Below are 20100 nucleotides of genomic sequence, written 5' to 3'. Positions count from 1 at the left end.
CCGGGCGGGCCATGCCGGGCGGGGGCTTACGCTAAACTGGGGCGTTACGCGGCACCTTCAAGGGCTGCGCCACGGTCTCATCGAGCCTGCCTTCAGAGTTCAACTCGGGCGCCGGCTCGGCCCCGGCAGTCTGCTTCGCCGACGCCACCCACGCAAGCGACCACCTACTGCGCCCAGTGCGCGCGGATCTCTGAGAAGCATGAGCGACAAGCCTTTAACCGATATCACCTTTTCTTCGTTCGACCTGCACCCGAGCCTGTTGGCCGGCCTCGAGGCCGCCGGGTTTTCGCGCTGCACGCCGATCCAGGCGCTGACCCTGCCGTTGGCGCTGACCGGGCGCGATGTCGCCGGCCAGGCCCAGACCGGCACCGGCAAGACCCTCGCCTTCCTGGTCGCGGTGATCAACCGCCTGCTGACCCGCCCGGCCCTGGCCGAGCGCAAGCCCGAAGACCCGCGCGCGCTGATCCTGGCGCCGACCCGCGAGCTGGCCATCCAGATCCACAAGGACGCGGTCAAGTTCGGCTCCGACCTGGGCCTGAAGTTCGCCCTGGTCTACGGCGGCGTCGATTACGACAAGCAGCGCGAACTGCTGCAGAAGGGCGCCGACGTCATCATCGCCACGCCCGGCCGCCTGATCGACTACGTCAAGCAGCACAAGGTCGTCTCGCTGCACGCCTGCGAGATCTGCGTGCTCGACGAAGCCGACCGCATGTTCGACCTGGGCTTCATCAAGGACATCCGCTTCCTGCTGCGGCGCATGCCGATCCGCACCGAGCGCCAGACCTTGCTGTTCTCGGCGACCTTGAGCCATCGCGTGCTCGAGCTGGCCTACGAGCACATGAACGAGCCCGAGAAGGTCGTCGTCGAGACCGAGTTCATCACCGCCGCCAAGGTCCGCCAGAAGGTCTACTTCCCGGCCGACGAGGAAAAGGTGCCGCTGTTGCTGGGCCTGTTGTCGCGCAGCGAAGGCGCGCGGACGATGGTGTTCGTCAACACCAAGGCCTGGGTCGAGCGCGTCGCGCGTTCGCTCGAACGCGGCGGTTACCGCGTCGGCGTGCTGTCGGGCGACGTGCCGCAGAAGAAGCGCGAGTCGCTGCTCAACAAGTTCCAGAAGGGCCAGCTCGAAATCCTGGTCGCCACCGACGTCGCCGCACGCGGCCTGCACATCGACGGCGTCAGCCACGTCTACAACTACGACCTGCCGTTCGATGCCGAGGACTACGTCCACCGCATCGGCCGCACCGCGCGCCTGGGCGCCGAGGGCGACGCGATCAGCTTCGCCTGCGAACGCTATGCGATGAGCCTGCCGGACATCGAGGCCTACATCGAACAGAAGCTGCCGACCGCGCCAGTCGACGCCGAACTGTTGATCGCCCTGCCGCGCACGCCGCGCGAGATCCCGGCGGCCGAGGAAGGCGAAGAGAACGAGAGCATCGGTTCGATCTTCAAGGAAGCGCGCGAACAGCGCGCCGCCGACGAACAGCGCCGTGGCGGCGGTGCCGGCGGCCGCAGCGGCAGCCGCAGCGGTTCCGGCCCGAGCCGCGGTCCGCGCAGCGAAGGCCGTCGCGATGGCGCACCGCGTCGCGAACGCGCGCCGGTCGAGGCCGGTGCGGCCAAGCCGGCCGAAGCCGGTGTCGCCGCGGCAGTCGAAGCTGCGCCGCGTCCGCCGCGCAAGCCCAAGCCGGAAGGCGAGGCGACCGCGACCACCGGCGTGCCGGCGATCGAGGGCGAGCGCGCACCGCGCAAGCGCCGTCGCCGTCGCGGCGGCCGTCGTATCGAAGGCGCCGAGACCGACAACGGCGCGCCGACCGCGAGCCAGGGCGAGAGCGCGGTCGCCAAGCCGGCGCCGTCGAAGCCCGCGCACAAGCCTGTGCACAAGCCCGCGGCGGCTGCCGCGGCGCCGGCCGGCGAGGCCAAGCCCTCGCTGTTGGGCCGCATCGGCCGCAAGCTCAAGTCGCTGGTCGCGCGTCCGCCGCGTTCGCAGCACTGATCAGCGCATAGCGATCCGTCGACGGCAGGCCCGCGCCTGCCGTCGAGCCCGCACGCGAACCTCGTCGCTTCGACGAGGTTCGCGGCGGTCTTTCGTCACAGGGTCCTGCTGACGAACACCGACCAGGTATTGGCCGAGGTCTCGACGAGTTGGAACACGTCGAGATCGCCGTCGATGTCGATGTCGAGCAACTGCAGCTGATTGCTGTAGTTCGGCGAGGCCGGCCAGCCGATGCCGAAGGCGCCGCCGGCATACGGCCAGGTGGTGTACACGCCGCTGCTGCCGGGCTCGAAGTGGCCGCGGCGGCCGCTGCCGCCGGCGCTGCACCAGATCGTCAAACGCCAGTTCGGCGGCGCGCTGCCGAACGAGGGAAACACGATGAAACGGGCGTTGCCGTAGCCGGTCGAGCCGGCCGGGCAGGCCAGGGTGGCGACGTTGAGCGGCGGGTCGTATTGCTCGGCGCGGGCGCTCTGCGCGTACAGGCCGAGGGCGAGCAGGGCGAGTGCCAGGTGGGCCTTGGTCGTTTGCATGGTGGTGCTCCTTGATGAAGTCGACGACGGTCCGCGCCGGCCATCGGGGCCGGCGGCGGTGCTTCCTGTGTCGGACGATCAAGGTGCTGCAAGGCATCGCGCGGGTGGCTCGGACGGCTATGCCGAGATCGGGCCCGCTGCGGTCGTGCTGTGCCGGCCGGCCTGCGAGGCCGGTCGGTGCCGTCGATTCGTCGTCGAAGCCGCGCGACGACCGCAGCGAGAACATAGGCCAAACGCCGGGGCCGAAACGTGATGTCTCCGGCGATTCGCTCTGCGATACTTCCGGCCATGACCGTATTGCGCTTCGACAACGTCAGCAAACGCTACAGCAGCGGGCACGAGGCCCTCAGCGAAGTCAGCTTCGAGGTGGCTCCCGGCGAGATGCTGTTCGTCACCGGCCACTCCGGCGCCGGCAAAAGCACCCTGCTCAAGCTCATCCATCTGAGCGAACGCCCGAGCCGCGGCGCGGTGTTTTTCGGCGAGCGCAACCTGCTTAAGGTCGGCGGCCGTCGCATCGCCCTGCATCGGCGCGAGATCGGCGTGGTGTTCCAGGATCACCGCCTGCTCGCCGACCGCAGCGTCGCCGACAACGTCGCCCTGCCGCTGTTGCTGCGCGGCCTGCGCCGCCCCGACATCGGCCGGCGCGTGCGCATGACCCTGGAGAAGGTCGGCCTGGGTGCGCGCGCTTCGGCTCTGCCGGGCGAGCTGTCGGCCGGCGAGCAGCAACGCGTGGGCATCGCCCGGGCGATCATCGGCGAGCCTCGGTTGTTGGTGGCCGACGAACCCACCGGCAACCTCGACCCGACCCTGTCGGCGGAAATCATGACCCTGTTCCAGTCGCTGCCCGAGCGCGGCACCAGCGTGCTCGTCGCCAGCCACGACCTGGCCCTGGTCAAGCGCATGAAGAAGCGCGTGCTGGTGCTCAACCAGGGCCGCCTGGTCGACGACATCGCGCCCGAGGACCTGGCCGAATGAGTTCCTTTCCGACCCCAGAGTCTTCCCATGGCGGGGCGCCTTCCCGCATCGAGGTCCCGGCATCGCACGACGACGACCTCGCAGTCGAGTCGGCGGTGCAGTCGCGCTTGGGGGTGTGGTTCGATCATCACCTCTACAGCCTGGTCGCCAGCGTCGGCCGATTGCTGAGCAAGCCCTGGGCGGCGTTGCTGACGATCGGGGTGATGGCGGTCGCCCTGGCCCTGCCGCTCGGCCTGTGGGCGGCGCTGAGCAACATCGAACGCTTCGCCGGCGAAGTGCAGCAGTCGCGCCAGATCAGCCTGTTCCTCAAGCCCGAGATCAAGCTCGAACGCGCCCGCGCCCTCGCCGAAGAGCTGCGCGCGCGGCCGGAGATCGGCGCCATCGAGCTGCGCACGCCCGAGCAGGGCCTGGCCGATCTGCGCGAGAAGAGCGGCCTCGGCGACAGCCTGAGCGCGATCGAAGGCAATCCGTTGCCCAGCCTGTTGCTGGTGACGCCGAAAGGCGACGAACTGGCCCTGGCCGAATCGCTCGGCACCCTGGCCGAGACCGACGTGGTCCAGCACGACGCCGGTTGGCGCCAGCGCCTCGACGGCTGGCTGCGGTTCGGCATCCGCCTGGCCTGGTTGCTCGCGGCGATGCTGGGCCTGGGCGCCCTGCTGGTGGTCGGCAACACCGTGCGCCTGGACATCCAGTCGCGGCGCGAAGAAATCGGGGTGCTGCAATTGCTCGGCGCCACCGACGGTTTCATCCGCCGGCCCTTCCTGTACCTCGGTGCCTGCTACGGCCTGGCCGCCGGCGCAGTCGCGCTGGCCCTGCTGACCGCGGCCGACCGCACCCTGCGCGAACCGCTGACGGCCCTGGCCACGAGTTACGGCAGTCATTTCGAGCTGCAGGGCTTCGACCTGCCGCAGGCCTTGGCGATCCTGGCCGGTGCGGCCGTGCTGGGCTGGCTCGGCGCCGGTTTCGTGACCGGCCACTACCTGCGCCAGAACCGCTCCGGCCAAGGCTGAGCGGTCCGCGCCTTGTCGCGCGGTTGTCAGGATGTTGCTTGAGACTCGGATTCGGCGGCCGCTTCCGCCTAGAATCGGGTTCCCCCGCCTGTGCGCTTGGCGTCGATGCCCTCGGGCGTCGGCCCTGCGTCGCCGACACGGTACCGTTCCTGATATGCAAAGCCAGAATCTACGTCACTTCGAAAACACCGCACCGCGGGTGATGGTGGTCGACGGCTCCAAGCTGGTGCGCAAGCTCATCGCCGACGTGCTGATGCGCGAGCTGCCGAACACCCGCATCGTCCAATGCGGCAGCATCATCGAGGCGCGCGTCGCCCTCGACCACGGCGAGGTCGATCTGGTCACCACCGCCCTGGTCCTGCCCGACGGCGACGGCATCGCCCTGGCGCGCGCCGTGCGCGAAGCCGCGGCCCAGGCCTATGTGCCGGTGATCGTGGTCTCCGGCGATGCCCAGGCGCATCTGGAAGCGCGCCGCTTCACCGAAGACGTCACCGATTATTTCGACAAGGCGCTCGGCCCGAACGCCCTGGCCGAGTTCATCCGCGGCTATGTGCAGCCGCAGCCGATTCCCGGCGCGCGCGTGCTCTACGTCGAAGACAGCCGCGTGGTCGCGGTGGCGACCAAGCGCATGCTCGAGCGCCACGCCCTGCAGGTGCTGCACTTCATCGGCGTGGAGGAAGCGCTCGAACATCTCGAGGCGCACCGCGCCAGCGGCGCGGCCGGCGGCGATGCCGGCGCCGACCTGGTGCTGACCGACGTGTATCTGAAGGGCGAGCTCGGCGGCAAGGATCTGCTCGCCCGGCTGCGTAACGACTTCGCTTACGGCAAGCGCCGTCTGCCGGTGTTGGTGATGACCGGCGACGCCAACCGCGACAACCAGAGCGAGCTGCTGCGCGCCGGCGCCAACGACCTGGTGCTCAAGCCGATCGAGGAGCGCCTGCTGGTGACCAAGACCCTGTTCCAGTTGCGCCTGTCGCGGCTCGAGCCGACGGCGTTGCCGGCATGAACGACGTCGATCGCGAGCCCAAGCTCGAAGCCTCCTGGAAAGCCCGCGTCGGCGACTGGTTCGCGCGCGAGGACATGCAGTCGCTGTCGCGCTTCCTGCGCGAGCGCAAGGCGGCCGGCGCGCGGATCTTCCCGCCCGGCGCGCAGATTTTCTCGGCCTTCGACGCTACGCCGTTCGAGCAGGTCAAGGTCGTCATCCTCGGCCAGGACCCGTACCACGGTTATGGCCAGGCGCACGGGCTGTGTTTCTCGGTCCAGCCCGGCGTGCCGGTGCCGCCGTCGCTCGACAACATCTTCAAGGAAATCCAGCGCGACCTCGGCATCGCCCGGCCCGATCACGGCTGCCTGCTGCCGTGGGCGCAACGCGGTGTGTTGCTGCTCAACGCCGTGCTGACGGTCGAGGAAGGCCGCGCCGGCGCGCATCAGGGCAAGGGCTGGGAAGGCTTCACCGACCACGTCGTCGACACCCTCAATCGCGAACGCGAGGGCCTGGTGTTCCTGCTTTGGGGCAGCTATGCCCAGGCCAAGGGCAAGGTCATCGACGCCGGCCGCCATCGCGTGTTGAAGGCGCCGCACCCCTCGCCCTTGTCCGCGCATCGCGGTTTCATGGGCTGCGGGCATTTCTCGACCGCCAACGAGTACCTGTCGCGCCACGGCAAGGGCCCGATCGATTGGACCCTGCCGGCGCGCGATGCGCTTTGAGCGCGTAAGCGTGGCCGAAGGCTCCAAGGGGTAGGAGCGGCGCCAGCCGCGACCGCGCTATGCGACGTGCGGCGTAACAACGAGGTCTGCATGCATTGCCGCCCTGCCTTGCGTGGCGGTTTTGGCGCGATCGGATGCATCGCGGTCGCGACTCACCTCGCTCCTACACCCGCTGCCTTTGTAGGAGCGGCGTAAGCCGCGACCGCCATATCCGGCGCGCGGCGTAATCACGATATCTGGATGCATGCGTGCCGCGATTCGCGCTGCTATCGGCGCGATCGGATGCGCCGCGGTCGCGGCTTGCGTCGTTCCTGCCCTGAAAGCGCGTGCCGCTTTTCTTCGCTCAGGCGAAATACGCCTGCAGGGCCTCGCCGGCTTCGCGCAGGGCCGGGTTCGCATCGGCCGGCGGCGGCAACAGTCGGAATACGCAGGACGGCAAGGCCGGCAGCCGGCTCGAACGCGCGACCATCAGGTCCTCGCCGATCGCCGAGGCATTGAGGCAACCCACGCCCAGGCCCGCACGCAAGGCTGCCTGCACGCCGGCCACGCCGCTGCCGAGATGGGCGATGCGATGGCCGACGCGCTGTCGTTGCAGCACACGTAAAGCGGTCTGGTGCAGGCTGCAGCTCTGCGGCAGCAGCACCAGCGGCAAGCTCGCTTCATTGCGCAGATCCAGTCCGGCCGCCGCTGCCCAGGCCAGCGGTTCGCGCCGCAACTCGCCCTGCGTCGCGCGACGGCGCGGTCGCGCGATCGATTCGACCTCCATCGTCAGCGCCAGGTCGAACGCGCCCTCGGCATGGCCCTGCGCGAGCGCCGCGCTCTGGCCCATCGTCACCTGCATCTGCAACTGCGGGCAGTGGCGGGCGAGGTGGCGCAACAGGTCGGCGATCTCGTCTGGGCGGAAGTAATCGCTGATCGCCAGCCGCACTTCGGTGCGGCGCAGCTCGCGGCGCACATCGTGCAAGGCCAATTCGCCCAGGGCGAGCATCTGCCGCGCGTGGCCGATCAGGCGTTCGCCGGCCGGGGTCGGGACGACGCCGTGGCGCGAACGCAGCAGCAAGGCGGTATCGGCCGCGCGTTCGAGTTTCTGGATCTGTTCGCTGACCGCCGACTGCGAACGGAACACGCGTTCGGCGCCGCCGGAAATGCTGCCGGCCTCGGCGACCGCGACGAAGGCCTTCAGCTGTTCCAGGTCGAGGGTGCTCATGGCGATCCTTTAGCCATCGGAGAATCCGATGGATAGGGCCGGATCTTCCCGCTATTCCGATGGCGGGCGCAAGCCTAAGCTGAGCCCATCGAATCACGCCGAACCGTCTCGGCCCTCACAGGAACGCCGCCATGCCGCACATCAACCTGCAACTCTCCGGAACCCCCGATGCCGAGCTCAGCCGCCGCGCCGCGGCGGTGGTCGCCGATCTGACCGTCGAGATTCTCGGTAAGCCCCGCGAGTTGGTCGCGGTCGCGATCCACTACGTGGACCGCCCGCATTGGTTCATCGACGGTCGTTCGCTGGCGCAGTGGGGGCGCAACGCCTTTCATCTCGATATCAGCATCACCGACGAGACCAACACCAAGGCCGAGAAGGCGCGCTATCTGCAGCGGATGCATGCGGAGCTGTCGGCACTGATCGGCGAGGTGCACGAGACCTCCTACATCCACGTCATCGATGCGCGCGCCGCGGCCTACGGCTATGGCGGGCTGACCCAGGAGCAGCGTTATCAGGCGGCGCGGATCGCTGCGGCCTGAGGCGATCGGGCGCGTTCCGATGTGCCGTCCGCGGTCTCAGCCCGCGGGCGCGCTTTCGACCTTCGCCTCGCTGCGCAGCCAATCGCGCAGCGCCAGCACTTCCTCGCTCGGCGGCGTATCCGGCCGTAGCAGCCAATGCGGATAGCCGTCGAGCGCCGGGCCGAAGGGCTGCACCAGCGTGCCGGCGGCGAGATCGTCGGCGACCAGCGCCAGACTCAGCAGGGCCACGCCGTGGCCGGCGATCGCCGCCTGGATCGCATGGCTTTCGTCGGTGAAACGCAGGCCGGCCTCGACATCGAGCCCGGCCAGGCCGGCGCGCGCGCACCAGGCTTGCCAAGTCGGCGTGTCCTCGGTCGGATGCCGCCATTCCGAATGCAGCAGCGACTGCGCGCGCAGGTCTTCGGGACGGCGCAGGCCCAGGCGCGGGCTGCATAGCGGAGCGAAGCGGTTCTCGATCAGGCGTTCGGCGACCAGTCCCGGATAGGGGCCGCGGCCGTAGCGGATCGCCGCATCGGCGATGCCGCCATGCAGGTCGACCGGGTCGTCGGAGGCGTGCAGACGCAGATCGAGATCGGGGTAGGCGGCACGGAACGAGGCCACTCGCGGCACCAGCCATTTGGCGGTGAACGACAGCGGCGCGGACAAGGTCAGGGCGCGCCGCTGGCGCCGCGCCGCGATCGCCGCGATCGCCTCGGCGAAGGCGTCGAAGCCGTCGCGCAGCACCGGATACAGCGCGGCCGCTTCGGCGGTCAGCGCCACCTTGCGGGTCTGGCGCTCGAACAAACGCACGCCGATCTGCGCTTCCAGCGCACGGATCTGGTGGCTGATCGCGGTGGGGGTGACCGACAGCTCCTCGGCGGCGCGCTTGAAACTGTGCAGGCGCGCTGCCGCCTCGAAGGCGCGCAGGGAACCGAGCGGGGGCAGGCGGCGTCCGGACATGGATGAGAAAAATTCTCTTATCGGCTGAGTAATCGGAGTTTGTCGGGTTCGTAAGGCGGGATCAACATGGCGGCAGCCAGCGCCACTCCGGCCTGAACATGATCAGGGCTCATCCATCGGCCCGCCACGAGAACCGCCATGACCCGACTCCTGCATATCGATTCCAGCGCCCGCCCGCACGCCTCCGACGCCGCGGCCCACGGCTCGCACAGCCGCCGCCTCAGCGCCCGCTTCGTGCGCCGCTGGCGCGAGCGCCATCCTGACGACGCCATCGTTCAGCGCGATGTCGGCGTCGCCCCGCCGACCCCGGTCAGCGGCCGCTGGATCCATGCCGCCTTCACCCCGCTCGCGCAGCGCGAGGACTGGATGCACGAGGTGCTGGCCGAAAGCGATGCCTTGATCGACGAGCTGATCGCCGCCGACCTGATCGTGATCGGCGTGCCGATGTACAACTTCGGCGTGCCGGCCCCGCTCAAGGCCTGGATCGACAACGTCGTCCGGGTCGGCCGCACCTTCGGCTTCGACCGTTCGCGCGAAGGCGAGCCGTACTGGCCGATGCTGGCCGATGCCGGCAAGCGCCTGGTCCTGCTCAGCTCGCGCGGCGACTACGGTTACGGCAAGGGCGAACGCCTGGAGTCGATCAACCACGTCGAACCCTCGGTGCTGACGCCGATGGGTTACATGGGCATCACCGACGCGCACGGCGTGGCCATCGAGTACGACGAGTTCGGCGGTGAGGACCTGCGCTGCTCGATCGAAAGCGCCGAAGCCGAGGTCGATGCGCTGGTCGAGCGTCTGTCGCGCCAGGGCGAAACGCGCAAGGCGGCTTGAGACGGCGGAGGCGGCCTTCGGTGGCGAATCCGAACCGCGGATTTTGCTTTTGGCCTCGCTCGACCTAAGGTGGGCGGCCTGATCGCGCATCGCCGCGATCGCCCGTCACCGCCGAGCCGACCGCAATGGAACGTCCGTGTTGAGGACCGTCTGCGCCACCCGTTACGTCACGCCGCTGCGCGAAGGCGGCTCGCTGCCGGCCGTCGTCGAAGCCGACGACGACGGCCTGTACGTGATGAAATTCCGCGGCGCCGGCCAGGGCCGCAAGGCCCTGATCGCCGAGATCGTCGCCGGCGAGCTCGCGCGCCGGCTGGAACTGCCGGTGCCGGAAATCGTCCTGATCGAGCTCGACGCCGACATGGCCCGCACCGAGCCCGATCCGGAGATCCAGCACCTGATCCGCGCCAGCGCCGGTCTCAACCTCGCGCTCGACTACCTGCCCGGTTCGGTCAACTACGATCCGCTGGTCGACCGTCCGAGCGACGAGCTGGCCTCGCGCATCGCCTGGTTCGACGCCTTCGTCACCAATGTCGACCGCACCGCGCGCAACACCAACATGTTGCTGTGGCATCGCCGCCTGACCCTGATCGATCACGGCGCCGCCCTGTACTTCCATCACGACTGGGCCAACGCCGGCAACGCCGCGGGCAGCCGCTTCGCGCCGGTCAAGGACCATGTGCTGCTGCCGTTCGCCAGCGACATCGCCGAAGTCGACGCGGCGATGGCCGCGGCGGTCACGCCCGCGCTGGTGCGGTCCATCGTCGAGCTGGTGCCCGACAGTTGGCTGACCGACGAACCCGGCTTCGCCGATGCAGCCGCGCACCGACAGGCCTATGCCGATTATCTGAACCGCCGCGTGCAAGCGCCGCGCGCATTCGTGGAGGAGGCGATCCATGCCCGCTCGCTCTCCGTATGACTATGCGGTGATCCGCGTGGTGCCGCGGGTCGAACGCGAAGAGTTCGTCAACGTCGGCGTGCTGGTCTCGTGTCCGGGTTCCAGTCTGCTGGTTGCCGGGATCGAACTCGATGCGGCGCGGCTGCGTGCGCTCGACCCCGGTGTCGACATCGAGGCGGTGCGATTGCACCTGCAGGCGATCGAACGCATCTGCCGCGGCGGCCGCGATGCCGGCCCGATCGGCCAGTTGCCGGCGCGGGCGCGTTTCCACTGGCTCACCGCCAAGCGCAGCTCGATCATCCAGATGTCGCCGGTGCACACCGGCCGCTGCCTCGAACCCGAGCGGATCGTCGAGCACCTGCTCGAACGCATGGTGCGGCCGATCCCGGCGCGGGACTGACGCCGCGCCGGCGCGGGCTTGTTGCGCGGCGCCGGCGCCCCTATGTTCGCCTTACCGCGATCGTCCGATCGCGGCAGCGAGCGACAAGCCGAGACGGAGCGAGAGCGAATGGAGCAGGGCCAGGACATCTTCGACGACACCGCCGACGCGGCCGATCTCAAGCGCGCGGTGGCGCTGCTGGAAACCCCGTCGATCACCGCGCGCATGACCGCCTTCGTCGGCGCGCCGATCGAGTTCGGCATGTCCAAGCTGCCCGGCTTCGTCAGCCGCAGGATCCAGAACATCGTGCATGGGGCCCTGCACAAGGCGGCCGCGGCGGCGCTGTGGACGGTCAAGGATCAGCCGAGCAAGGCCTCCTCGACCAAGAGCCACAAGCTCGTCGCCGGCGCGGTCGGTGCGGTCGGCGGTTTCTTCGGCGCGGCCGGGCTGGCCGCGGAGCTTCCGGTGTCGACCGTGGTGATGATGCGCGCGGTCGCCGACATCGCCCGCAGCGAGGGGTTCTCGCTGTCCGATCCCGAGGTGCAGGCCGCGTGCGTGGAAGTGTTCGCCTTCGGCGGCGGCAGCGACGAGGACGATGCGTCCGCATCCGGTTACTACGCCGTGCGTACCGCCCTGGCCGAAGTCGGCCGGCTGGAACTGGCCGGGCTGGCCGGCCGGCGCGGTGCCCAGCATGCCACCCATGCCTACGCCAAGAAGCAGGCCACGGCGTGGATGAGCAAGCTGGTCGATGTGGTCGCCACGCGCTTCGGCGTGGTCGTCGGCGAGAAGACCGCGGCGCAGCTGGTGCCGGTGATCGGCGCGGCCACCGCGGCGACGATGAACATGCTGTTCACCAATCACTATCAGGACATGGCGCGCGGCCATTTCATCGTCAAGCGCCTGGAACGCAAGTACGGCCACGCCGAAGTCGCGCGCGCCTACGAACGCCAGCGCACCGCGCCGGCGTCGCTGTCGGCACCGGTAGCGGTAGCGGCGCGGGCTTTGCCGGCGCCGCCGGCGGACGATGCTGCGGGCGATTAACTGGACGAGTGAGACCGGCGGCACTGACCGGCTGGCGGCATCACTTCCCGCAGCCAAGGGCAGGAGCGGCGCGAGCCGCGACCGTGCACTTCCACGTGTCGATGGCGAGTGGTCGAGCAGTCGGATTTTCGTGCGGGAACACCTGAGGTCTCTGCGAGCCGGCCAGGGCGCATAGCGCCCTGGCGTTCGTGGATGCGCGAGCCAGTGGCTCGCGAGCAGCATCCATTCACTCCGCCTTCGCGGGGATGACGGTTGGAGGTATTCGTAGCGGCTGCCGTTCAATCCGGCCGCAAGCGTAGCGTGGTGCGCGTGCCGCGTTCGGCGGCATCGAAACGCAGGCTCCAGCCCAGGTGCTCGCACAGGCGCGAGATCAGGTCCAGGCCGATGCCGCCGCCTTCGCGGCCGCCGCGCGCGACGCGCGCGTAGATCGCGCTGATCTCCTCCGGCGTCATGCCGTGGCCCGGGTCTTCGATGATCACGGTCGCATCCGCGGACAGGCGGATCGCGATCTCGCCGCGGTCGCTGTTCTCGATGGCGTTGCGCAGCAGGTTACCGATCGCCGCCTGCACGATCGGCAGCGGCGCGACGATCTCGCAATGCGGCATCGGCGCCAGCGCCAGGCTCAGGTCTTTGTCGCGGGTCAGGTGACGGTGGTCTTCGACGATCTCCGGCAGCAACTGATCCAGGGCGACGCGGTCGGCGCTCGCGGCCAGGCGCTGCGGGTCCTTGGCGAGCACCAGCAACAGCGAAATCAGCTGCTCGACGTCGCGGGCGGTGCGACGGATCCGTTCCAACTGCAGTTGCGCGCCCGGCGGCAGTTCGCGTTGTTCGAGCGCGAGTTCGGTCGAACCGGCGATCACCGCGATCGGCGTGCGCAGTTCGTGGCTGGCGCTGTCGATGAAGGCGCGCTCGCGTTCGACGAAGCGGTCGTTGCGTTCGAGGTAGTCGTTGACCGCATCGGCGATCACCACCAGTTCCGAACTCGCCGCTTCAGGCACCTCGATGCGCTGGCCGGCGCGATCGGGCTGCAGGCCGCCGATGCGCTGGGCCATGTGGCTGAGCGGGCGCACCAGGCGGTGCACGCCCCAGGCGATCATCACCGCCAGCAGCAGCAAGGTCGTCAGTGCCGCGCCGGCGATGGTCAGCGCCATGTCGAATTCGCTGTGCTCCATGTCGGTGATGTCGAGCGACAGGGTCAGGCGTCCGCCGTCGACGTCGCGCACCATCACCACGCGCTCGCCGCCGTCGACCAGGATGTCGTCGTGCACGCCGGGGCCGAGCGCCTGCAGGTCGGCCGGGATCGGGCGGTCGCCGCGGCTGTCGTAGAGGCTCAGCGATTCGGTGTCGATCCAGCGATAGTCGGGTTCGATCCGGCGGCGCTCGATGAAGTGATCGAGCTCGGAATCCATCAGCGAAGTCCACACCAGATGTTCGGCGTGCTCGTTGACGACGAACCCCTGCACCACCACCGCGATCGACAGCAACGCGGTATAGCCGAGCACGCCGAGCAGGATGCGGCGCTGCAGGCTCGAACGGAATCCGCCGCGAGCGCCTGCGGTCCCGGCGGCGGGCCCGTTGAATTCAGTCGGCGTGGGCATCGTTGTCGCGCTCGGCGGCCGGCACGGCGATGCGATAACCGACGCGCGGCAGGGTCTGGATCAGCTTGACCGGATAAGGGCCGTCGACGGCGCGGCGCAGTTCGTAGATATGCGAGCGCAGCATGTCGCCGTCGGGCGGGCTGTCGCCCCACAAGGCATGTTCGAGGCGTTCGCGGGTGACCGCGGCCGGGCTCGACTGCATCAACACTTCGAGCAATTTGCGGCAGGCCGGATACAGGTGCAGCGCGCGCCCGCCGCGGCTGACTTCCAGGGTGGTCAGGTCGAGTTTGAGATCGGCCAGTTGCAGCACCCGGCTGCGGCCGCGTCCGGCTGCGCGCGCGGCCAACGCTTCCAGGCGCACTTCGAGTTCGGGCAGGGCGAAGGGCTTGGTCAGGTAGTCGTCGGCGCCGGCGCGGAAGCCGGCGATCTTGTCGGGCAGTTCGTCGCGCGCGGTCAGCATGAGCACCGGCACGTCGGAACCGGCTTCCTCGCGCAGGCAGCGCAGCACCTCGCGCCCGTCCAGGCGCGGCAACATCCAGTCCAGCACGATCGCATCGTAATGTTGGGTCACCGCCAGGTGCAGGCCGGTCGGGCCGTCGGGCGCGGCATCCAGGGTGTAGCCGCGCGCCTCGAAATAATCGAAGAGGTTGGCGACCAGGCTGCGATTGTCTTCCACCACCAACAGGCGCATGCGCCGAATCTCCCGCCGCCGTTCGCGGCTCGTTGCGATAGTGCCCGATTCGCACCGGCGCGGCCCGTGGCCGCCGCCGGCCGTGATCGGCCCGACCTGGCCCGGGCGCCGGGCCCAAACCACCGCCAAACCACCGCCAAACCACCGGACCAAACCACTGGACCAAACCGCCAGGGTCGCCCAGGTCGCGTCGGAGCGATGTCGGAGCGCCTCGCAAAGCACGCCGCCGCCCACGCCGGCAGCTGAACGCCGGCGGTTGCGGCCTGCGCCATCGGCTGCGCTTTAACGAAGCGCGAACCTGGCTCCGACCGCTCTCCGACAGCGGCGCTTCGATGATCGCCGCCGGTCCGGCCGATCCCATCGCGGGACCGCCTTCGCCGCCCTGCGAGCCCGCCGCCGTCGATGAACCCCTCCGCCTATTTCCTCGCCCGTTCCGCGCTCTCGCCGCGGTATTACCCGTCGCATCGCCGTTTCCTGCGGACGCATCTCGCCGCGCCGCTGCTGCTCTGGTTCGCCGTGACGGCCTGGGCGACGACGGGCGGCGACTTCTGGCTGGCCGACCGTTTGTATGCCTGGCAAGGCGGGCGTTGGGCGTTGCAGAACGCCTATCTGACCGAGCATCTGGTCCATCGTTTCGGCCGCGACGCCAGCACCGCGGCCTGGTTCGGCGTGCTCGCATCGTGGCTCGTCGCGCGCCTGAGCCCGGGCTTGAGCGAATGGCGGCGGCCGCTGGCGTATCTGTTGCTGTCGACCGTGCTGGCGATCGCGCTGGTGTCGGCGCTGAAGTCGCTCACCGACATGGATTGCCCCTGGGACTTGAGCCGCTACGGCGGCGCCAACGAGTTCTTCGGCCTGTTGTCCCAGCGCCCGTCGGGGCTGGCGCGCGGACGCTGTTTTCCGGCCGGCCATGCCAGCGCGGGTTATGCCTGGGTCGCCTTGTACTTCTTCTTCCTGGCCGTGCAGCCGCGGCTGCGTTGGCTCGGGCTGTCGGTCGGCCTCGGCCTCGGTTTGCTGTTCGGTTTTGCGCAACAGCTGCGCGGCGCGCACTTTCTTTCGCACGATCTGTGGACCCTCGGCATCGCCTGGTCGGCGGCGCTGACGCTGTACCTGGCGATGGCGCCGCTCAAGCGCGCGGCGCCCGCGGCGGTCGCCTTGCCGTTGGCGCCGGGGGCCGGCCGATGAACGCGATCGTCCGTTCGCGGCTGCGTTGGCCGGCCTGGTTCGCTTACCGGCCCGAGGCCAGCGTCGAGAGCATCGCCCTGGCCGCGAGTCTGTTCTTCGCGGTGTTCGCCAACGGCGCGTTCTGGCACGCGGCTTCGGCCGCCGGGGCGCTGAGCGCCGGCGACGGCGCCTGGATCGCCGCCTGCATGTTCGTGGCGATCGTCGCGATCACTCTGCTTCTGCTCGGGATGCTGTTGAACCGTTGGACGGTGAAGCCGCTGCTGACTCTCCTGTTGTTGATCACCGCCGCCGCCGCGCATTTCATGAGCCAGTACGGCGTGTACCTCGACACCGGCATGGTGCGCAACGTGCTGCAGTCCGACGGCAAAGAATCCGGCGAACTGCTCAGTGCCGGTCTGATCCTGCCGATGCTGCTGTACGGCGTGCTGCCGTCGCTGCTGCTGTGGCGGGTGAAGCTGAAACCGCGGCCGCTCGGGCGCGCCGTGCTGGTGCGCCTGGGCACGCTGTCGGCCGCGCTCGCGGTCGGCGTGCTGGCGCTGATGCTGTCGTTCCAGGACGTATCGGCGCTGATGCGCAATCACAAGGAGATCCGCCACCTGGTGACGCCGGCGAATTATCTGGTCTCGCTGGCGCGGGTCGCGCTGGACGACTCGGCTTCGCGGGTGCGCGGACGCGCGCCGATCGGCACCGACGCACGCGTCGGTGCCCGCGCGCCCGGGGCCAAGCCGCGCCTGCTGGTGCTGGTGGTCGGTGAGACCGTGCGCGCGCAGAACTGGGGCCTCAACGGTTACCAGCGCCAGACCACGCCGGAGCTGGCGCGGATCCAGCCGATCAATTTCCCCGACATGACTGCCTGCGGCAGCAGCACCGAGGTGTCGGTGCCGTGCATGTTCTCGCCGTACGGCCGCGAGAATTACGACAAGCGTCGCATCGAGGGCTCGGAGTCGTTGCTCAACGTGCTCGAATACGCCGGCATCCAGACCTTGTGGCGTGACAACCAGACCGGCTGCAAGAACGTCTGCAAGGGCCTGGCGTTCGAGTCGTTCGAGCACGACCGCGATCCGGCCTTCTGCGATGCCGAGCGCTGCTTCGACGAGGTCATGTTGCGCGGCCTGCGCGAACGCCTCGACGTGCGCGGCGGCGATGCGGTGGTGGTGCTGCATCAGCTCGGCAATCACGGGCCGAGTTATTTCCGTCGCTATCCCGAGCGCCTGCGCCGCTACACCCCGACCTGCGACACCAACGAGCTCGGGCGCTGCAGCCGCGAGCAGATCGTCAACGCCTACGACAACGCGGTGTTGGCCACCGACGAATTCCTCGCCCGCACGATCCGTTACCTGGCCGGCGACGCCGGTCGCGACACCGCGCTGATCTATCTGTCCGACCACGGCGAGTCGCTCGGCGAGAACGGCCTGTACCTGCACGGCGTGCCGTACGCCATCGCGCCGAAGACTCAGACCCGGGTGCCGATGGTGATGTGGATGTCGCCGGGCTTCAGCACCGCGCGCGGCCTCGACCTGCGGTGCCTGCGCAACGAAGCACGGCGGCCGGCCAGCCAGGACAACCTGTTCCATTCGGTGCTCGGCCTGATGCAGGTCGAGACTTCCGTGTATCGCAAACGCCTGGACCTGTTCGCGCCGTGCGAGCGTGGAGCCACGGCCTCTGCTTGAGGGGGCGCGCCGAACGCGATCGGCTCAGCTCGCGCCCCACCAGCGCCGGTGCAGCACGCGCCGGTGGCTGTGGCGCAACAGACGCCGGACTTCGCTCTCGTCGGCGCGCTGCGGATACGGCCAATTCGCGCTCTGGGTGCTGTCGGGATGCCAGCCGTTCTGCCGCCACATCGCGTCGACGGCAGCGAAGTAGCCGTGATTGACCAAAACCTCGAACTCCGGATCGAGGAAGCGATCCAGATCGGTGCGGAACCGGCCGATCACCTCGCGCACCAGCGCCGGGCTGTAGCCGTCGGCGCCTTCGTCGCGCGAGCCGTTCAAGCTCCAGTACACGCCGGTCAGCGAACCGCTCTCGGCCTGGCCGAAGAACAGCCGCTTGCGCAGGGCCTCGGCTTGATTGCCGACGACCTGGGTGTAGCGCAGCAGCCGCTGCAGCCACCAGCGCCGGGTCTCGAACGCGAACGGGCCGCCGGCGTCGGACACCAGCATCTCGCGGTAACGGCGCAGCGCCGGCTCGGTGGCGAGGTTGTCGTAGACACCGCCGTCGCTGAGCTCGATGCGTGCGCGCAGTTCGTCGCCGTCGTCGCCCTGGTAGTGACCGCCCTGGTAATCGCCGGCTTCGGTGTCGAAGCGGACCGGGCCGAACACCGGCGGAAACGATGAGGACGCGGCCACCGCGCAGGCCAGGCCGACGCGCCGTGCGCCGTCGCGCAGATAGCCGGCGAGGTAGTCGCCGACGCGGCGTCGCGAGAACTCCCAGTTCACCCCGAAGGTCAGATCGGTCGCGCAGAACACGAAGGCCGGCGATTCGGGCAATTGGTCGAGCGTGCGTTCGCCGAAGACTTCGGCATAGCGGCGCTCGAGCAGGGCGATGCGGTGCGAGGGCCAGAGCCAGTTGTAGGCGACGGTGGCGAGCACGGGCGCGGTGCGGATGTCGCGGGCGACGACGGCGCGGAACGGCTCGACCACCACCGCGCGGAAATCGATGCGGTCGCTCCAGGCAGCGAAGGCTTCGCCGTCGAGGCGGGTGTCGAGATAGCGGCAGGCGAGCCAGGCCGAGACGATGCTGCCGCCCGAGACCGAGCTGAACAGGGTCACCCCGGCCAGCAATCCGCTCTCGTGCAGCCGCAACAAGGCGCCGAGGTGGAACAGCGCGGCGCGATAACCGCCGCCGGACAGGCAGACGGCGCGGCCCTCGCGTTCGACCGCGACGCGGGTGTCGGCGGCGAGCGCGGCGCGGCGCGCTTCGCGGCGGATGCGCAGGCGCTCGAGTTCGACATCGGTGCTTTTCATGGAGGACGCCTCGGCGGTTTGAGGCGCGACGAGAACATCGCGCGATCAGCCGCTCATTCTCGCCGAAGCGCGTCTTGCAGGTTGCGATGGCTGGTCGGCGCCGTGGGGAGCCCGTCGCAAGCCGGGCCCGCCTCTGCGAACGCCTCGCCTTGTGGCTTCAGGCGCTCGCGACGGCGACGGCGCCTTCCTTCTCCCGTTTGCGGGAGAAGGTGGCCCGCAGGGCCGGATGAGGGCGGCGGGCCGCGAGGCCGACGCCGATGGGCCGCGCCTCAGGCCTCCAAGGCTTCCACCGCGCGCAGCCGCGCCGGTGTTTCCTTCGCCGATGCGGCCTGCGCGGCCGGGCCCGACGCGGCCGGCAACAGCCCCCACTCGGCCAACGCGCGCACCGCGGTCGCGCCGCCTTCCTCGGCGCGGATGCGTTGGCCGAGTTGCGCGGCGGCCTGCACCATCGGCGCCTGCAGCCCGGCGCCGATCGCCTGCGCCATCTGCGTCGCGGTCACGCTCACGCGGTCCAGGGCCGGCGGCGCCGCGCCCAGTTCGTGCATGCGCCGCGCCCAGAACGGTTGATCGCCGAAGAACGGCACGAACACCGAAGGGATGCCGGCGCGCGCCGCGGCCGCGGTGGTGCCGGCGCCGCCGTGATGCATGGCCAGGGCCATGCGCGGGAACAGCCAGTCGTGCGGCGCGTTGTCGATCACGTAGGTGCGCTCGTCGCGGCGCCCGGGTTCGCCGCGCAGGCCGCCCCAGCCGGTCGCGAGCACCGCGCGGCGACCGCTCATGCGCGCGGCCTCGAGCACGGTCGCGGTGAAGGCCTCGGCGTTGTTCGCCAGCATGCTGCCGAAGCCGATGTAGATCGGTTTCTCGCCCTCGTCGAGGAAGTCCTGCAGCGCCTGCGGGGGCTGCCACTGCTCGGCCTGGTCGAGGAACCAGCCGCCGGTGACGCGGGCTTCTTCGGGCCAGTCGCTCGGGCGCGGCAGGATGTGGCGGCTGTAGCCGTACAGCACGCGTTTGCGCAAGCGATCGCGCTCGAAATAAGGGCCGTACCAGGGATAGCGCGGCAGGCCGAGTTGCGGGCGGATCACGTCGTTGACCGCGGGCTTGAGGGTGTACCAGGCCAACAATTTCATGAGTTGGTACAGGCCCAGGTTGACCGCGCCCGGGAACCGCGCCTTCGACCAGAATGCCAGCGGCGAGAGTTCGCGCGAGGGCGTGAACGGTTGCAACTGCGCCTGCACGAAGGCGATGCCCTCGGCCTCGCCGAGCGCCTTCGCCAACTGGGTCGCGATGCCGTTGCCGATCAACAGCGCGGCGCCCTCGCAGGCCGGGCGGGTCTCGCGCACCCAGGTCGCGGCCATCGAGGCGAATTTCTCGCGCGTGTGCTTGACCAGGAACAAGGGGTTGAGCGCCTTGTCGACGGTCTCGGGGTTGTTGGTCAGCAGATCGCTGAAGTCGGCGCTGAGGGCGAAGAACTCCAGCCCCGCCTCGCGCACCATGCCGGCGAAGTTGTCGCTGGTGACGATGCGGACCCGGTGGCCGGCCTGGCGCAGGGCCACGCCGAGGGCGACGCAGGGACGCGCGTCGCCTTGGGTGCCGACGGTGAAGATGACGATGGCATCGGACACG

At 69.5% G+C, this 20100-nt stretch carries 19 protein-coding genes; 12 read left to right on the top strand and 7 right to left on the bottom strand.

Going from position 1 to position 20100, the window contains the following annotated elements; all coding sequences use genetic code 11:
- Positions 1–199 precede the first annotated feature (199 nt).
- The gene (gene rhlB / locus EX88_RS0117450; protein WP_031373275.1) at positions 200–1990 is read left to right on the top strand and encodes an ATP-dependent RNA helicase RhlB; all 1791 of its coding nucleotides are present in this window, start codon (positions 200–202) and stop codon (positions 1988–1990) included.
- Between the two features lie 95 nt (positions 1991–2085).
- Here the strand turns inward: rhlB and EX88_RS0117445 are convergent, their stop codons facing one another.
- Positions 2086–2520, bottom strand: a complete 435-nt coding sequence (locus EX88_RS0117445) for a hypothetical protein (protein ID WP_031373274.1) — start codon at positions 2518–2520, stop codon at positions 2086–2088.
- 288 nt (positions 2521–2808) lie between these two features.
- Between EX88_RS0117445 and ftsE the strand changes: the two genes are divergently transcribed.
- From ftsE to ung, 4 genes are all read left to right on the top strand, one after another.
- Positions 2809–3495, top strand: coding sequence for a cell division ATP-binding protein FtsE (ftsE, locus tag EX88_RS0117440; protein WP_031373273.1), 687 nt, complete (start codon positions 2809–2811; stop codon positions 3493–3495).
- Positions 3492–4505 (top strand): permease-like cell division protein FtsX, encoded by a 1014-nt coding sequence (gene ftsX, locus EX88_RS0117435; RefSeq protein WP_081931155.1) that lies wholly within the window; start codon positions 3492–3494, stop codon positions 4503–4505. The genes ftsE and ftsX overlap by 4 nt, the downstream gene beginning before the upstream one ends.
- Before the next feature lie 154 nt (positions 4506–4659).
- Positions 4660–5511 carry a response regulator gene (locus EX88_RS0117430; protein ID WP_031373271.1) on the top strand — a complete coding sequence of 284 codons (852 nt, stop codon included), beginning with the start codon at positions 4660–4662 and terminating at the stop codon, positions 5509–5511.
- Entirely contained in the window at positions 5508–6212 is a 705-nt protein-coding gene (ung, locus tag EX88_RS0117425) for a uracil-DNA glycosylase (protein WP_031373270.1), read from the top strand. Before EX88_RS0117430 ends, ung begins: the two co-directional genes overlap by 4 nt.
- A 343-nt stretch (positions 6213–6555) precedes the next feature.
- Here ung and EX88_RS0117420 read toward each other — a convergent pair whose 3' ends face one another.
- Complete coding sequence (locus EX88_RS0117420; RefSeq protein ID WP_031373269.1) at positions 6556–7419, bottom strand: LysR family transcriptional regulator; 864 nt, start codon at positions 7417–7419, stop codon at positions 6556–6558.
- Between the two features lie 131 nt (positions 7420–7550).
- Between EX88_RS0117420 and EX88_RS0117415 the strand changes: the two genes are divergently transcribed.
- Entirely contained in the window at positions 7551–7958 is a 408-nt protein-coding gene (locus tag EX88_RS0117415) for a tautomerase family protein (protein WP_031373268.1), read from the top strand.
- Between the two features lie 36 nt (positions 7959–7994).
- Here the strand turns inward: EX88_RS0117415 and gcvA are convergent, their stop codons facing one another.
- Positions 7995–8897 (bottom strand): transcriptional regulator GcvA, encoded by a 903-nt coding sequence (gene gcvA, locus EX88_RS0117410; protein WP_031373267.1) that lies wholly within the window; start codon positions 8895–8897, stop codon positions 7995–7997.
- 138 nt (positions 8898–9035) lie between these two features.
- Between gcvA and EX88_RS0117405 the strand changes: the two genes are divergently transcribed.
- The 4 genes from EX88_RS0117405 to EX88_RS0117390 all read left to right on the top strand — a co-directional run bounded on the left by EX88_RS0117405 (position 9036) and on the right by EX88_RS0117390 (position 12043).
- Complete coding sequence (locus EX88_RS0117405; protein ID WP_031373266.1) at positions 9036–9728, top strand: FMN-dependent NADH-azoreductase; 693 nt, start codon at positions 9036–9038, stop codon at positions 9726–9728.
- A 139-nt stretch (positions 9729–9867) separates the two neighbouring features.
- Positions 9868–10644: a HipA family kinase gene (locus EX88_RS0117400; RefSeq protein ID WP_031373265.1), complete on the top strand. Its 777-nt coding sequence runs from the start codon at positions 9868–9870 to the stop codon at positions 10642–10644.
- On the top strand, positions 10622–11023 hold the full coding sequence (locus EX88_RS0117395) for a DUF3037 domain-containing protein (RefSeq protein WP_031373264.1): 402 nt from the start codon (positions 10622–10624) through the stop codon (positions 11021–11023). The genes EX88_RS0117400 and EX88_RS0117395 overlap by 23 nt, the downstream gene beginning before the upstream one ends.
- A 108-nt stretch (positions 11024–11131) precedes the next feature.
- Positions 11132–12043: an EcsC family protein gene (locus EX88_RS0117390; protein WP_081931153.1), complete on the top strand. Its 912-nt coding sequence runs from the start codon at positions 11132–11134 to the stop codon at positions 12041–12043.
- Positions 12044–12321: 278 nt separating this feature from the next.
- Here the strand turns inward: EX88_RS0117390 and EX88_RS0117385 are convergent, their stop codons facing one another.
- Entirely contained in the window at positions 12322–13641 is a 1320-nt protein-coding gene (locus tag EX88_RS0117385; RefSeq protein ID WP_081931150.1) for a sensor histidine kinase, read from the bottom strand.
- Positions 13625–14332, bottom strand: a complete 708-nt coding sequence (locus EX88_RS0117380) for a response regulator transcription factor (RefSeq protein ID WP_031373261.1) — start codon at positions 14330–14332, stop codon at positions 13625–13627. The genes EX88_RS0117385 and EX88_RS0117380 overlap by 17 nt, the downstream gene beginning before the upstream one ends.
- A gap of 402 nt (positions 14333–14734) precedes the next feature.
- Here EX88_RS0117380 and EX88_RS0117375 point away from each other — a divergent pair, with 402 nt between their 5' ends.
- Together EX88_RS0117375 and EX88_RS0117370 are read left to right on the top strand one after the other, a co-directional pair.
- The gene (locus tag EX88_RS0117375; RefSeq protein WP_031373260.1) at positions 14735–15514 is read left to right on the top strand and encodes a phosphatase PAP2 family protein; all 780 of its coding nucleotides are present in this window, start codon (positions 14735–14737) and stop codon (positions 15512–15514) included.
- Positions 15511–17184 (top strand): phosphoethanolamine transferase, encoded by a 1674-nt coding sequence (locus EX88_RS0117370; protein WP_031373259.1) that lies wholly within the window; start codon positions 15511–15513, stop codon positions 17182–17184. The genes EX88_RS0117375 and EX88_RS0117370 overlap by 4 nt, the downstream gene beginning before the upstream one ends.
- A gap of 24 nt (positions 17185–17208) precedes the next feature.
- Here the strand turns inward: EX88_RS0117370 and EX88_RS24720 are convergent, their stop codons facing one another.
- Both EX88_RS24720 and EX88_RS0117360 read right to left on the bottom strand, forming a co-directional pair.
- Positions 17209–18477: a patatin-like phospholipase family protein gene (locus EX88_RS24720; protein ID WP_051885251.1), complete on the bottom strand. Its 1269-nt coding sequence runs from the start codon at positions 18475–18477 to the stop codon at positions 17209–17211.
- A 269-nt stretch (positions 18478–18746) separates the two neighbouring features.
- The gene (locus tag EX88_RS0117360) at positions 18747–20099 is read right to left on the bottom strand and encodes a glycosyltransferase (RefSeq protein ID WP_051885250.1); all 1353 of its coding nucleotides are present in this window, start codon (positions 20097–20099) and stop codon (positions 18747–18749) included.
- Position 20100 lies beyond the last annotated feature (1 nt).

The organism is Lysobacter antibioticus, from assembly GCF_000731095.1.
Classification (GTDB): Bacteria; Pseudomonadota; Gammaproteobacteria; order Xanthomonadales; family Xanthomonadaceae; genus Lysobacter; species Lysobacter antibioticus_B.
Note: the sequence above shows the minus strand (reverse complement) of the source record. Positions and strands in the feature narration are given on the sequence as shown.

What these genes read in the sequence shown, in the direction of transcription:
- rhlB (WP_031373275.1), top strand. Translation starts at nt 200, where the DNA reads ATGAGCGACAAGCCTTTAACCGATATCACCTTTTCTTCGTTCGACCTG.
- EX88_RS0117445 (WP_031373274.1), bottom strand. Translation starts at nt 2,520, where the DNA reads ATGCAAACGACCAAGGCCCACCTGGCACTCGCCCTGCTCGCCCTCGGC.
- ftsE (WP_031373273.1), top strand. Translation starts at nt 2,809, where the DNA reads ATGACCGTATTGCGCTTCGACAACGTCAGCAAACGCTACAGCAGCGGG.
- ftsX (WP_081931155.1), top strand. Translation starts at nt 3,492, where the DNA reads ATGAGTTCCTTTCCGACCCCAGAGTCTTCCCATGGCGGGGCGCCTTCC.
- EX88_RS0117430 (WP_031373271.1), top strand. Translation starts at nt 4,660, where the DNA reads ATGCAAAGCCAGAATCTACGTCACTTCGAAAACACCGCACCGCGGGTG.
- ung (WP_031373270.1), top strand. Translation starts at nt 5,508, where the DNA reads ATGAACGACGTCGATCGCGAGCCCAAGCTCGAAGCCTCCTGGAAAGCC.
- EX88_RS0117420 (WP_031373269.1), bottom strand. Translation starts at nt 7,419, where the DNA reads ATGAGCACCCTCGACCTGGAACAGCTGAAGGCCTTCGTCGCGGTCGCC.
- EX88_RS0117415 (WP_031373268.1), top strand. Translation starts at nt 7,551, where the DNA reads ATGCCGCACATCAACCTGCAACTCTCCGGAACCCCCGATGCCGAGCTC.
- gcvA (WP_031373267.1), bottom strand. Translation starts at nt 8,897, where the DNA reads ATGTCCGGACGCCGCCTGCCCCCGCTCGGTTCCCTGCGCGCCTTCGAG.
- EX88_RS0117405 (WP_031373266.1), top strand. Translation starts at nt 9,036, where the DNA reads ATGACCCGACTCCTGCATATCGATTCCAGCGCCCGCCCGCACGCCTCC.
- EX88_RS0117395 (WP_031373264.1), top strand. Translation starts at nt 10,622, where the DNA reads ATGCCCGCTCGCTCTCCGTATGACTATGCGGTGATCCGCGTGGTGCCG.
- EX88_RS0117390 (WP_081931153.1), top strand. Translation starts at nt 11,132, where the DNA reads ATGGAGCAGGGCCAGGACATCTTCGACGACACCGCCGACGCGGCCGAT.
- EX88_RS0117385 (WP_081931150.1), bottom strand. Translation starts at nt 13,641, where the DNA reads ATGCCCACGCCGACTGAATTCAACGGGCCCGCCGCCGGGACCGCAGGC.
- EX88_RS0117380 (WP_031373261.1), bottom strand. Translation starts at nt 14,332, where the DNA reads ATGCGCCTGTTGGTGGTGGAAGACAATCGCAGCCTGGTCGCCAACCTC.
- EX88_RS0117375 (WP_031373260.1), top strand. Translation starts at nt 14,735, where the DNA reads ATGAACCCCTCCGCCTATTTCCTCGCCCGTTCCGCGCTCTCGCCGCGG.
- EX88_RS0117370 (WP_031373259.1), top strand. Translation starts at nt 15,511, where the DNA reads ATGAACGCGATCGTCCGTTCGCGGCTGCGTTGGCCGGCCTGGTTCGCT.
- EX88_RS24720 (WP_051885251.1), bottom strand. Translation starts at nt 18,477, where the DNA reads ATGAAAAGCACCGATGTCGAACTCGAGCGCCTGCGCATCCGCCGCGAA.